This is a genomic window from Gemella haemolysans (assembly GCF_028308085.1).
Classification (GTDB): Bacteria; Bacillota; Bacilli; order Staphylococcales; family Gemellaceae; genus Gemella; species Gemella haemolysans_D.
Genome location: NZ_JAQMFS010000022.1, coordinates 1 through 13957 on the forward strand (window position 1 = coordinate 1; position 13957 = coordinate 13957).

10 protein-coding genes are annotated in these 13957 nt (G+C 28.5%); 9 read left to right on the plus strand and 1 reads right to left on the minus strand.

Annotated elements, in window-relative coordinates; all coding sequences use genetic code 11:
- The first annotated feature begins 353 nt into the window (after positions 1–353).
- From PNO30_RS01470 to pepF, 3 genes are all read left to right on the plus strand, one after another.
- A complete protein-coding gene (locus tag PNO30_RS01470) occupies positions 354–1193 on the plus strand; it encodes a sulfurtransferase (protein ID WP_271964908.1) in 840 nt (279 codons plus the stop codon).
- 45 nt (positions 1194–1238) lie between these two features.
- Positions 1239–1790 carry a GNAT family N-acetyltransferase gene (locus PNO30_RS01475; protein WP_271986891.1) on the plus strand — a complete coding sequence of 184 codons (552 nt, stop codon included), beginning with the start codon at positions 1239–1241 and terminating at the stop codon, positions 1788–1790.
- Between the two features lie 107 nt (positions 1791–1897).
- Positions 1898–3700: an oligoendopeptidase F gene (gene pepF, locus PNO30_RS01480; protein ID WP_271964906.1), complete on the plus strand. Its 1803-nt coding sequence runs from the start codon at positions 1898–1900 to the stop codon at positions 3698–3700.
- A 38-nt stretch (positions 3701–3738) separates the two neighbouring features.
- Here pepF and PNO30_RS01485 read toward each other — a convergent pair whose 3' ends face one another.
- Positions 3739–4587 (minus strand): metallophosphoesterase, encoded by an 849-nt coding sequence (locus PNO30_RS01485; RefSeq protein ID WP_271964905.1) that lies wholly within the window; start codon positions 4585–4587, stop codon positions 3739–3741.
- A 195-nt stretch (positions 4588–4782) separates the two neighbouring features.
- On the opposite strand from PNO30_RS01485, the gene PNO30_RS01490 reads away from it, so the two are divergent.
- The 6 genes from PNO30_RS01490 to PNO30_RS01515 all read left to right on the plus strand — a co-directional run bounded on the left by PNO30_RS01490 (position 4783) and on the right by PNO30_RS01515 (position 13715).
- On the plus strand, positions 4783–8421 hold the full coding sequence (locus PNO30_RS01490) for a UvrD-helicase domain-containing protein (protein ID WP_271986893.1): 3639 nt from the start codon (positions 4783–4785) through the stop codon (positions 8419–8421).
- 79 nt (positions 8422–8500) lie between these two features.
- A complete protein-coding gene (locus PNO30_RS01495) occupies positions 8501–9316 on the plus strand; it encodes a 6-phosphogluconolactonase (RefSeq protein WP_271964903.1) in 816 nt (271 codons plus the stop codon).
- Positions 9317–9321: 5 nt separating this feature from the next.
- Positions 9322–10650 (plus strand): hypothetical protein, encoded by a 1329-nt coding sequence (locus tag PNO30_RS01500; protein ID WP_271986894.1) that lies wholly within the window; start codon positions 9322–9324, stop codon positions 10648–10650.
- 12 nt (positions 10651–10662) lie between these two features.
- Positions 10663–11550 (plus strand): DMT family transporter, encoded by an 888-nt coding sequence (locus tag PNO30_RS01505; RefSeq protein WP_271964901.1) that lies wholly within the window; start codon positions 10663–10665, stop codon positions 11548–11550.
- 169 nt (positions 11551–11719) lie between these two features.
- Positions 11720–12988 (plus strand): transcription termination factor Rho, encoded by a 1269-nt coding sequence (rho, locus tag PNO30_RS01510; protein WP_271964900.1) that lies wholly within the window; start codon positions 11720–11722, stop codon positions 12986–12988.
- A gap of 82 nt (positions 12989–13070) precedes the next feature.
- Positions 13071–13715: a VTT domain-containing protein gene (locus tag PNO30_RS01515; RefSeq protein WP_271964899.1), complete on the plus strand. Its 645-nt coding sequence runs from the start codon at positions 13071–13073 to the stop codon at positions 13713–13715.
- Positions 13716–13957: the final 242 nt, after the last annotated feature.

The following is a 13957-nucleotide window of genomic DNA, read 5'->3' on the forward strand; positions in this document are numbered from 1 at the left end:
AGAGGTGTTGTTTCATATGCTTGTTGTCTTCCGTATTCATAACCAGCAAAGGCTGATAGTCCGATTACAAGTGAACCACAGGCACTAGTAATAATCATTTTTTTCTTGTTCATATATTTTCTCCTTAAATTTTCAATTCAAAACAATTCCGATTTATTATAACATGTTTCATATAGGTTGTAAATAAAAATGTTTACGATTTATGGATTGTAAGAAATATTTGAGGAAATTGAATTTTATATTATATTTTTGTAATACTAATTCACATCGATTTGATAACGAATTAAATTATATTTTTTCAATAATATTTATGTTATAATAAATTGAAAATTAAATTTTAGAGGAGGGTACTTATGACACAATTTGATTTTGAAAAACTAGTTGATGCTGAGTATTTATTAAATAATAGAACTAATGAAGATATAGTAGTTATCGATGCACGTGGTGGAATGCTTGAAGAAGGTGCGTTGATGTATGATAAGGCAGTGGTTGTTGACTGGACTGATATAAGTTTATTAGATGAATTTGGAGGAGAGAATTTAGGTAAATTGTTATCAAAAGATAACTATGAACAAATTTTTTCTAAGCTTGGTATTAATGCTGATTCTGAAGTGTTAGTCTATGGTTTTACAATGCCAGAACAAGGATTTGGAGATGAAGCACGAGTAGTTTATACATTCAATTATGCTGGATTTGATAAAGTTAAATTTATTGACGGTGGCTTTAAACAAGTTGAAAAATTAGGGTTTAATAAGAATTATGAGCCGACTGAAGATAGATTAGATGTTAGCGATGTAGTTCGTAGCGAAGCAACTCAAAACGAAAAAGCTATATTTACAGATGAATTATTATCAAAATTAGGAAGTAATGATGTACAAATTATAGATACTAGATTAGAAGTTGAATTTAATGGTCGCGTAATTTACGGTGAAAATAAAGCTGGCCATATTCCTGGTGCAATCTCTTTACCGTTTAATTCTTTAGTTGATGAAGAAGGATTTGTAAAATCTAGAGAAGAGTTAGAAAAATATGTAAATGAAAAAGGTTTAGATAAGGATAAACTACAAATTACGTATTGTACAACTGGAGTACGAGCTTCTTATGTAGCTGTAATATTAGAAGAATTAGGGTTTAATGTAAGAAACTATGAACCTTCATTTGCTAGATATGCTAATGTTGGCGAAGTTGAATAGTAGATGCTTCTTTAATAATTATTAAGTAATGGAAGGATACAAATAATGATTAGAAAAGCAATAAAAGATGATATAAAGGTATTAGAAGGATTGCAGGAGTTTATTGAATCTTTAGAAATCGACATATTGAAGAATTATTCTATAGTAAAAATCCAAGACATTCTAAAATTTGTATTTCTGTCAGAAGATGATAGATTTAGTTATAAAAATTGCATGGTTTATGAAAATGATGGAAAAATAAAAGGATTCTCATTTTCTTATCACTATAATGAAGTAGAAAAGATGAAAAAATTCTGGTTTAATGAGGTTGTTAAGAAATTTAATTTAAAACAAGATGACATTATATTTGATTATAATGAAGTATTGGAAAAAGAGTTTTATTTAGATACACTATATGTTTTTTCTGAGTATAGAGGAGAAGGTGTTGGGAATAAATTATTAACAAATTTTGTCAATAGCAGTAATACTTTATTAAGTTTAAATGTTGCTCAATCGAATATTAGAGTAAGAAAACTATATGAAAGTTATGGGTTCTATAAAGATTGCGAGATTTATATAGGACATGAGAATTATGATCATCTAATTAAAACAAAATAACACATCTATTTTCTGAAAATTTAACACAGTTTTAAAAATATATATTACCAAATTGCTAAAATATGTGATATAATTAAGATTATGTATTAGACATAAGGAGAAATAAGATGGTTGAACTATTAAGAAAAGATCAAAAAGTTGAGAATACATGGGATTTAGAATCAATTTTTAAAACAAATGAAGATTTTTGGAATCAATTTAAAGAAGTGGAAGAATTAATACCACAAATACAAAGTTATAAAGGTAAGGTTAAAGAAGGTGCTAAAGCTCTTCTAGAAGTTTTTAAAGCTGAAGAAGATATGATGTTAAAAGTCGAACAATTAACAATTTATGCATTTCTTAGAAAAGACCAAGATAGTACGAATGCTGAATATGGTGAATTATATGCTAAAACAATGAATTTAAATTCTAAGTTTTATGCAGAGTGGTCATTTTTAAAACCTGAACTTCTTTCAATTGATGAGGATGTACTATTAGGATACGTAGAAGAATTAGATGAGTTAAAAGTTTATAGATTTGAATTAGAAAAAATTAATAAAAAACGTCGTCATACTCTGGATCCAGAACAAGAAAAAATAATAGCAATGGCTGGAGAAGCACTAAATGCTAGTGATGAAACTTTTTCAGCATTAAATAATGCAGATGTTGAATTTGAGCCAGTTGAAGATAAAGATGGAAATAAACATACTTTAACACATGGAACATATGGTACATATATGGAAAGTACAGATAGAGTTCTTAGAAAAAATACATTCCATTCTCTATATAACTATTTTAAAAAGCATAATAATACATTGGCATCTACATTAGGTGGAAATTTAAAACGAAAAAAATATTATGCTGATGTTTATAAATATACATCAACAAGGAATAATGCATTATCTAACAATTTAATACCAGAGGAAGTGTATGATAATTTAGTATCTGTAGTTAATAAAAAAATTCCAGCTTTACAAAGATATTACGAGTTACATAAGAGAGCCAAAGGACTTGAAGATTTTAGATTATATGATAGATCAGTATCAATGGTAAAAGGAGAGCCGATTAAATTTACATTTGAAGAAGCTCGTGATATAGTACTTGAAGCTGTAAAACCAATGGGTGAAGAATATGTTAATGATATGAGAAAAGCATTTACAGAACGTTGGATAGATATTTATCCTAATAAAGGAAAACGTTCAGGGGCGTATTCATGGGGAGGTTACACTACAAAACCATTTATTCTATTAAATTTTGATGGAACGTTAAATGATGTGTACACACTTATACATGAATTAGGTCATTCAATGCACTCGTACTATACTAGAAAAAACCAACCATATGTTTATGGAAATTATTCAATCTTTGTTGCAGAAGTAGCATCAACTTGTAATGAAGCATTGTTAACAGAATATCTATACAATAAATTTGAAAAAGAAGGTAACAAAAATGGAATGCTGCGTGTCCTTAACCAAGCGTTAAGTGGGTTTGTTGGTACAGTATATAGACAAACTCAATTTGCAGAGTTCGAACACAAAATAAACCAACAACTTCAAAACGGGGGGGCTATAACAGCAGAATATTTAAATACTGAATATTTCAATGTGGTGAAAAAATACTATGGTGATGTATTTACTTACGATGAAGATATAAAATATGAGTGGTCAAGAGTTCCACACTTCTACTATAATTACTACGTATATCAATATGCTACTGGTTATTCTGCAGCACAAGCATTATCAAAATTAATACTAGAAGATAGTAAAAATGCTAAAGTTTACATAGATGAATTCCTTTCAAAAGGAAACTCGGATTATCCAATAGAAGTATTAAAAAATGCTGGTGTAGATATGTCTAAACCAGATGCAATTGAATTGGCGCTTCAAGATTTTGAAGAAAAAATAGAAAAATTTGAGAAATTATATTTCTAATAAATAATATAAGAGATTCAAAATCGGATTTTAAAAAATCACGATTTTTGAATCTCTCTTTTTTTTATTGTAACTAATACCAATTCAATTCTATTGTTTATTCTTATAGGAAACGAGCTATTTCCTAGACCACGCGAAACAATCAATGTCGAACTGTCTTTTGTGTAACAACCACTTGTGTATTTTGGAAAGAATCCTTGACTAGGTGAGAAAATACCTCCTATAAACGGAATTCTCCATTGGCCACCATGGGCATGTCCTGAAAAAATCAGATCATATTTTGCTTCTGCATAGATTGGAAATTTCTCGGGACGATGTGACAACAAGATGTTGAAATATTCTGAGGAATATAGATTGTCTAATGTTTTCTTGAAGTTTGCACGGTGATTTAAGTTATCTTCATTTTTGAAAAAATTATAATCTTCTACACCAACTAGATTTATAAAATCTTGATTACGATTAAGAAGAATACTTTCATTGTGTAAGTGGGTAATTTTAAGTTTTGATAACATAACTTTTAACTCAGCATATTCTTTAGGCAACCTAAGTTCATGATTACCTGATATAAAATAACAAGGGGCAATTACAGAAAGTTGGCTTAAGATATTATAAGCTACATCCATATCATTTTTATAACTATCTAAAATATCTCCAGTAATTACAATAATATTCGGTGCAAATTTTTTGATTTTACTTAAGAAGGATAAGTCACTTAATCCAACTTTATCGCAGTGAATATCGCTCACTTGGGCAATTTTAAAATTATTAAAAGAATCGGGAAGATTATTAAAATCAAGTGTAGTTTTAGTTACTTTTAGTTTTTTATTTTGTTTAATTATAGAACTAGCTGCTAGAATAGGAGCTAGTACCAAAAATTTTCGATTCATCTATTCCACCTATTATAAAAATTTAAGAAAAAGTAATGTTTATTTATAATATTATTTTATAATTACGACTGTGTAGAAACAGTATAAAAATATAATTTTAAATAAATGTCTTACTATCTTAAAACATTATACCATAATGCTTAAAGTATGTTAAAATATAAAGTGATTATTAATATGAAATTAGAGGAAATTTGTATGATAAATATTGAAAAGATTGATAATATAGCCGCTTCTAGGAAGTATCCACCGGCACCACCACAGTGGCAAGCTATAGCCATTACAGGAGCTGATATTCTTGTTGCTGCCGCAGCTGGAAGTGGTAAGACAGAGGTTCTTTCTGAAAGGATAGCAAGAAAAGTAGCGACAAAAAGATGGGATATTGATAGATTATTAGTCTTAACATTTACTACCGCTGCTGCTAAAAATATGATAGTAAGGATAGAAGATAAAATTAGTGAAAGATTGCTTTCAACAAATAAAGAAGAGGATTTATTGTTCCTTAGAAAGCAGAGAATGCTAATGAATGATGCTTATGTTAGTACTATTGACAGCTTTTGTCTAAATGTATTGAAAAAATTCTATTATCTTGTAGAGGAAAAAATTGATAATCAAATTAAATATTTATCGCCTAACTTTGGTATATTAGCAAATAGTAAAGGATTATTGAGTGAAACAATAGGAAACGTACTAGAAGAATTGGTTAAAGATGATTCTAGTAGTACAGATTTATTGTTTACAGTTTTTGGCTCTAAACAAAATATAACTTCTTTTATTATTGATATATACTATAAGCTTTTAAATATACCTAATTTTCAAAAATATTTAGAAGAAGATTTTGGAAAATTTAATTCTCTTTATGAAGATAAACTTGCTATTGATAATAAAGAAATTCTTGATAAATTTAGTAGAGTAGATGAATTAACTACAGTAGAAAATATAAAAATAGCATCTGATTTTTGTTTTTATATTAAAAAATATCTAGAAAATTCTAAAAAACAGTACGATATAGATTTTATTTCTCTTGTTAATTTAGATGTTGATAAGAAAGAAAAGATCATAAAATATCTTCAACAAGATGAAGAAACATCGAAGAGTAATCAAGAGAATCTTGAGGAAATTGAAGTTATTATTGAGAAACTAAATAAACAATTAGAAGTTGAAGACAGTGTATATGACACAGCGACATTAGCAAGTATACAAACTGACCTTAATGATTACATTAATTATTTTAAAACCATAGAAAAAATGACTGAGTTATCAGGAACTATTACAAAAGTTCTTAAGAAATTACATAATGATTTTATTAAAAGAAAAAGAGAAAACAATTTTTTAGATTTCTCTGATTTAAACCATCTTGCTATTAAGGCTTTAACTAAAGAAGAGAATGGTGAGATTATCCCAAGTGAAGCAGCAAATTATTATAGAGAATATTTTTATGAAATATATGTAGATGAATATCAAGATAATAATAATTTACAAGAATATATTCTAAACCTAATAAGAGGAGAAGGTGTGAACTTCTTTAGAGTAGGAGATGTTAAGCAAGCAATTTATGGTTTTAGGGGTTCTAATCCAGATCTTTTTGAACAAAAGTATAATAGTTATAGAAAATTGGAAATTGATAACTATAGTGTAAATGAGGAATATTCATTTGAAGATGATTCTGAAGGTGTTTGTGTAGTATTAAAAGAAAACTTCAGAAGTGATGAGAATATATTGAAATCTAGTAATTTTGTATTCAATAGATTGATGGGAAATAAGAATGCTGGTGTGAGCTATGATGAAGATAGCGCCCTTTATTATCCAGAAGCAAAAGAGCGACAAGATACAGAAATTATTCCAACTAAGTTAATAAATGGTAAGGTGAACTATTTTACAGGAGAAATAGTAGAAAATAAAAAAGATTATAGGGAACAATCTATAGAAAATATTGTATATGAGATTTCGCAAGGGATAAAGAATGGAAGGAAATATAGTGATTATGCTGTTTTAGTTAGAAATAGTACAAAAATGTCTAGTTTTAAAGAAATATTTAGCAATTACAATATTCCATTATTTTTTAAAGAAAAAGTTGGATTTACTGAATCTAATTGTTTTAATATATTGTATAACATTCTTAGATTTATTGATAATACTAATAGAGATGCTAGTTTATTAGCCATTTTGCATACTGAGATCTTTGATTATAGTAATGATGACTTATTGAGAGTATCATTACAAAAAGGAAAAAATCTTTTTGAGAAGTTAACAAATAGTGAAAATAAAAAAGATAGTCAGACTACAAATCTATTAAAAAAATGGTTGAATTTTAGTTTGAATAACTCTTTACCGACTTTAATAGAATGTATATCTCTAGATACTGATTTTAAAAATTATTTAGTTACAATAGGTGTAAATGACGAAGAAATTGATTATTTCGAGAATTTTGTAGATGTTGTAAATGAATATCAGAAAATTGATAATAAACTATCTGGTTTAATTAGGCATTTGAAAAATATAAAAAATGAAGAGGTATTTGAAACTAAGAAAAGAACACCAAATGATAGTGTTACCTTATCAACAATTCATATTTCTAAAGGATTAGAGTATAAAGAAGTATTTGTCGCTGATCTTGATACTTCATTTAGTAAAAGAGGTTATACAGGAGAAGGGTTATTCACAGAGACTTTTGGATTAAGTCTTAATGCTGAGACTATAGCTCAAAGTTTCGGTCTAAACAATTCTAGACTAACAGAATTAAACGAATTATATAAGTTAAATAGTATTTTGATAAAACTACGAGAAAGAGAAGAAGAAATTCGTAACCTATATGTGGCACTAACTCGAGCTAAAAATACATTGTATCTTGTAAGTTCAAGTGGAATAGAATTAAATAATGAGAAGGCAAAGGATAAGTCTCTCTTTCAAGCTATATTAGAAGATGAAAACTTTGAAACTATATTAAATAACTTACTGAGTGATTATGAAGAAGGGTTTAGTTTTGAAAATGAGCGTGATGCAAAATTTGAAGCTCATGAAGTTGTTCCATCGATTCAAGAACAAGAAGCTAGTCTAGACTTTGACCTAGCAGATTTTTATGAAAAGTTTGAATTAAAACAACATACTACCGAAGAAATTGAAGAAGATAAGATTAAACATAAGGTGTTTCCAACGAAAACCTCATACAGTGCCTTGAAAAAAATTAATGGTGTTAATAATATAAACTTCAAAAAAGAAAAAAGAGGTTATCTAGAGTTAAATACATTGAAAAGTTCGACATCTACAAGTAAAGCAATACTTAGGGGTAATATTGTTCATAAACTTTTTGAAAAAATAGTTAATGATATTAAATCAGGTGTCGAAATTAATGATGTGGAAGCTTATCTAAATAATTTAAAGAAAACAGATGATTTATTTAAAAATATTAAAGAGAGTAGAATATTAACAGAAGAAGAGTTTAATAATATAAATAATAAAGATGACATAGAAAGAATAGGTAACTTTATTAATAATAAATTAATGGATATTATTAATAATTGTCAATTTTGTCAAACTGAAATAGCATTTACCACTGCGAAAAAAGCCAAAGAACTATACAGTGAAAGTGATAGTGAAATAGATGTAATACTTCAAGGGGTAGTCGATTTATTTATTAAGATATCTGATGATGAAGCTATTATCGTTGATTATAAGACTGACTATGTGACTAGTAAAACTGGGGAAGATATTTTACGTGAAAGACACAAGGAGCAACTAAGAATATATAAAGAAGCGGTAGCGGAATATTATCAATTAAAAAATATTAAAACATATGTTTATTCTTATGTACTTTCTAAACTGATAGAAGTTGAGTAAAATCTATGACGTTGTTAGTAAGGGATAAATATGATATAATAGAAAGTAATTTGAATAATTACTATATGGAGGTGAAAACATGAAATATATAGTTTGTAACAGTGAAACAGCAGTTCTAAATAGAATGTATGATGAGTTTGAAAAAAATCTTGAGGATGGTGCAGTTATTTGCTTGCCTGAAAATATTATTAATACACAATTTACGAATAGAATGATAGATGATAATCAAACAGGGAAATATCGCTATAAACATGTTATATTATTAGGTCAACGTGAATTTGCTGATATTGATATTGAAGAGAAATTTGGATTATATAGATATGCAAGACATGAGCTATTTAAAAAGTTAGATTTAGAAGCTAAAAACATTTATTATCCACAAGCACTAAATAGTAATGAATGTGAAGAAGATTTAAATAGTTATAAAGAGGTATTAGAAGAAAATCCAATAGATGTTGCGGTAGTTTTCTTAGGATCTGATGGGGGAATACTTGATTACCGTTTTGCTGATGAGGTAAATAAAAACCTTCATATTGTTGAATTTTCAGAAGAAGAAAAATCTCAATTACAACAAGCAGGTATGGAAATCAAAGGTAATAAATTAATAAGCATTGGATATGAAAACTTAATGTCTGCTAGAAATTTATTTGTTGTAGTTTTAGGTAATGACAAGAGAAAATACATAGCAGAATTATTTGAAAATGAGGAATCAGAAAATAAAACGATACTATCAATTTTGAATAATCACAAAAATTTATTTATTTTTACTGATAAAGAAGCAAGTTATAAATCAGAAGAAGAGGTAAATAGATTAATAAAACAAAGACAAAAAAAATTGGAAATTAAAGAACGTGAAGAAAGACTTCAAAATGAGGAGAAAAAAAAGGATAGGTAATAAGTATGAATGATTATCAGAGAATTATAGATTATGATTTTAGTGATACGGTTCTTGATGATAAGCTTGTTGTAAAATTCAAACTAAAGAAAACATTTAGTGAAGATCAGTTTATCAGTCTGTTTTCGCCAAAAAAAGGTGAAAGATTTATTATAAGAACACCAGATACTAAAACATCTATAATCGGTATAGGTTATGAAGCAACATGGTTACTTGATTCTAATGATTTTCTAACTAGTTTTGATAACAGTAGTATTTTATCTGGGTTTGAGGAATTAAAAGCGCAGGTAACAGTTTTAGAAATTGATGAACACGATGATGAGTATTTTGGAATCTATGGTGGTATTTCAGATGGAAATAACAAGAACAGTCAGGAATGGGTAGATTTTAGTGATACATCATTTGTAGTTCCTGGAATACTTGCTGTTTTTAAAGGTGAAGAAGTTTTTATAACATTGTTCTTTAATATGAAGGAAGAAAAAGAGTTTTCGGAAATATGGACGGAGAGAATCTCATTTTTAAGCAAGCTTGATGATGATAATGAGATTTCTAACGATCCCAAAATATCGGTAGTTAGAGAGATTTATCCGGAACTTTGGCAAGAAAACATTAGAAAAGCTCTTCTTCAAATTGAAAAAGAAGAACTTAAACGTATAGTACTATCAAGAAAAAATTTAATATTATTAGAAAATAATACTTCACTAGGAGCAATAACTAAATACCTGTTGAGTAGAAATAGATATTTTATAGCATTTGAATCAAAAAAGAGTTTATTCATCACGACAAATCCATTAATTTCATTAGATTATACAGATAAAGATTTAAAAGCACATCTTTACTTAAAAAAAGAAAATTTATTTAATAATGATTACTCAATTATGTTTGATGAAGAAGAAATTATTCATGAATATAAAGAGAATTTTGAATCTCAATTTGAAAGTGAATTTAGAGTATATGACGATAAGACTTTGATGGGGAAAAAACTAGATGTGTTTTCAGTTTTAAATGCAAAAGTAGAAGATTCTCAAAAGGCAATTAAATCACTTAGCCTTCTATATCCGATGCCAATAATAAAAGGATATCCTGAAAGTGTTGCGAAGAAATTTTTTGATGAAAATTATAATGTTGGTTATGGTTTCTGGTATTCACCATTCGGTTATGTTACCAATAAACTCGATGCTAAGTTTTATACTTGTGGAAACATGATGGTAGCTCAAAATAATATGATTACATTATTTACTAGTATCTTATTATCCAAAGATGAGAATTATAATGAAGTATTAGAGAAATCTAACAAAATTGTAAGTTCAAGTCTGAAGTTATTTGATCATTAGGAGAGTGTAGTTATGGAAAAAAGTACTATGAAAAAAGGTGCCATTCTTACTCTGTTAGGAGCTACATGTTGGGGATTATCTGGAGTATTAGGTGAGTATTTACTTAATATTTCTAAAATAGATTCAACTTGGGTAATTTCCAATAGACTATTTTATTCAGGTATAGTTCTAGTAATTATTTTATTCTTAAAAGATAAGAAAAGCTTGATGAATGTATTTTCGGATAAAAAAGATATTTTAAGATTATTAAATTTTTCATTTTTAGGATTACTTATTTGTCAAGGTACATTTTTTTTAGCGATTAAGTATACTAATGCAGGTATGGCAACTGTTATTCAGTTTACTGGACCAGTAATGATTATGAGTTATTATTGTATTATAAGTCGAAGATGGCCGCTGCCTCGTGAAGTCGTTGCAATAGTATCCTCATTATTTGGGACTGTTCTTATGGCTACGCATTTAGACTTTAGTAAATTAAATATTTCCACTTTAGGGTTATTTTGGGGAATATTTTCTGCTTTTGGACTAGCTAGTTATAATATTTCATCAGTAAATTTAACAAAGAAATATGGAGTTATACCGATAATGACCTGGGGGCTTTTAATTGCAGGATCTGTAGTATATTTTGGTACAGGTAGCAACTATATACCTTCAAACTTTTCTCTTATGGACTTTTTATGCATAACGGGGGTTGTTATTGTAGGAACAATAATGTCATTTTCACTATATTTAGAAGGAGTAAGATTGATTGGAGCTGTTACAGGGAGTATAATCGGATGTTTTGAGCCGATAGCAGCAATAGTCTTTTCATTCTTATTATTAGGAACAACATTTGGTCTAATAGATATAATCGGAGCTGCATTTATCTTATCTGCAGTGGTAGTGCTTAGCAAGAGATAAATTGTTGTTGAAAAATTTAATATTAAATAACAAGAACTTGAAAATAACATTTAGTGTGAGTTATTTATTCAGGTTCTTGATGTACTTTAAAGATAATATTTAATTAAAATCAAGGATTTATATTGATGTTAGAATGAATTTCCATGTGATACATGGAGAAAGGAAAAAAATGAGTAACGTAAAATTTGATGAAATGTATAAAAGTATGAATACTAAAGAACTTACAGCTTTGGCTAAAGAACTTGGTGTTCCAAGATATTATACATTAAATAAAAAAGAATTAGTATTAGCAATTTTAGAAAAACAATCAGTAAGTGAAGAGCATTACTATGCTTCTGGTATTCTAGACGATATTCATCCAGAAAATGGTTTTGGTTTTTTAAGAACAGTTGATTATAAAAAAGGAGAAACAGATATTTATATTTCCGCTTCTCAAATTCGTCGCTTCGAACTGAAAAAAGGTGATGAAGTTTATGGTAAGGTTCGTAAACCTCGTGAAGGTGAAAGATATGCAGGTATACTTCAAGTTGATAAGGTTAACGATGTCGATGCAGAAGTTGCAAAAGGTAGAGCACATTTCCAAGCTTTAACACCGATTTATCCGAATCAGAAAATTGTTTTAGAGACTACTAAGGAGAAACTTTCTACAAGATTTGTTGACTTAGTAGCGCCAATTGGATTTGGTCAACGTGGATTGATTGTTGCACCGCCTAAAGTTGGGAAAACAACATTATTAAAAGATATAGCAAATTCTATTAGAAAAAATTATCCTGATAAGAAGTTAATTATCCTTTTAATTGATGAAAGACCAGAAGAAGTTACTGATATGGAAAGATCTGTAAGAGGTGCAGATGTTGTAAGTTCAACATTTGATGAGACTTCTGAAAATCATATCAAAGTGGCAGAATTGGTTATTGAGCATGCTAAACGTCGTGTAGAACTTGGTCAAGATGTAATTATACTTATGGATAGTATAACGAGACTTGCTCGTGCTTATAACATTGTTGAGCCTAGTAGTGGTAAAGTCTTAAGCGGAGGGGTAGATCCATCAAGCCTTCATAAGCCAAAAGCATTCTTTGGAGCAGCAAGGAACGTAGAAGGTGGAGGAAGCTTGACTATAATAGCAACTGCCTTGATTAATACTGGTTCTAGAATGGATGATTTAATTTTTGAAGAGTTCAAAGGAACTGGAAATATGGAGATAGTATTATCGCCTGAATTAGCTTCAAGAAGAGTTTATCCAGCTATTGATTTCTTGAAGAGTTCTACAAGAAAAGAAGATTTATTACTAACAGAAGATGAAGTAAAAATATTATGGCAAACTCGTAGAAAACTTGAAGATGTTAGTGAACCAACTATTGGTGTGTTAAATCATCTTAGAAAACATGAAAGTAATGCTGACTACATTGCTGAAATGAAAAAATTTATAAGAGATTAATTTCTAGATTGTATGATTAATAGACAGGTTATGTTCTCTATGGTATAATCTCATAGAACATATTTATTTTAGGAGGATTACATTGGAAACAATTAAATTTTTAATTGATTTTGTATTGCATATTGACAAACATCTTGGTGAATTAATGATGCAACATGGACCATGGTGGATGTATGGGATAATATTTTTAATTATCTTTATCGAAACTGGTGTTGTATTCATGCCGTTTTTACCAGGTGATTCATTATTATTTGCTAGTGGAGCACTATGGGCAGCAACAGGCAATAATATCTTTTTACTATTATTTTTATGTGTAAGTGCTGCTGTTATTGGAGATAATTGTAACTATTTTATCGGAAGAAACTTTTCTGATTACTTAAAGAGTAAAGCATGGTTTAAAAAATTTGTGTCTGATGAAAATATAAAAGATGCTGAAAACTTTGTAGCAAAACATGGAGGAAAATCTATTTTCTTAGCTAGATTTTTCCCGATTATCCGTACGATCGTGCCATTTATCGTAGGAGCTGGTAAGATGAAATACTCTAAGTTTAGACTGATAGATTTCTTTGGAGGACTTTGTTGGTGTACACTGTTTGTATCAGTAGGGTACTTCTTTGGAAACATTTCATATGTTAAGAAAAACTTTTCAGTAGTTGTAATTGCTATTATTCTAATCAGCTTAATTCCATTAGTTATTGGAGCAATTAAATCTAGAAAAAAAGCATAAAATAATAGGGTGCATAATAATTAGTGTGGATGAGAAAAATCCATACTAATTATTTTTTTATTAATTAAGAAAGTAGTTACAAAAGAAATATTTGTACATTTTGTTATACAAAAAAGTAAGGGAGTGACTCAAAAATCGTGATTTCGGAGAAATGATGTGTACCCAAAATTCTGGACACATATATATTTAGTTTAAACATGTGGATGTTATCCTGTATTGTACAGGTGACATCCATTTCGTTT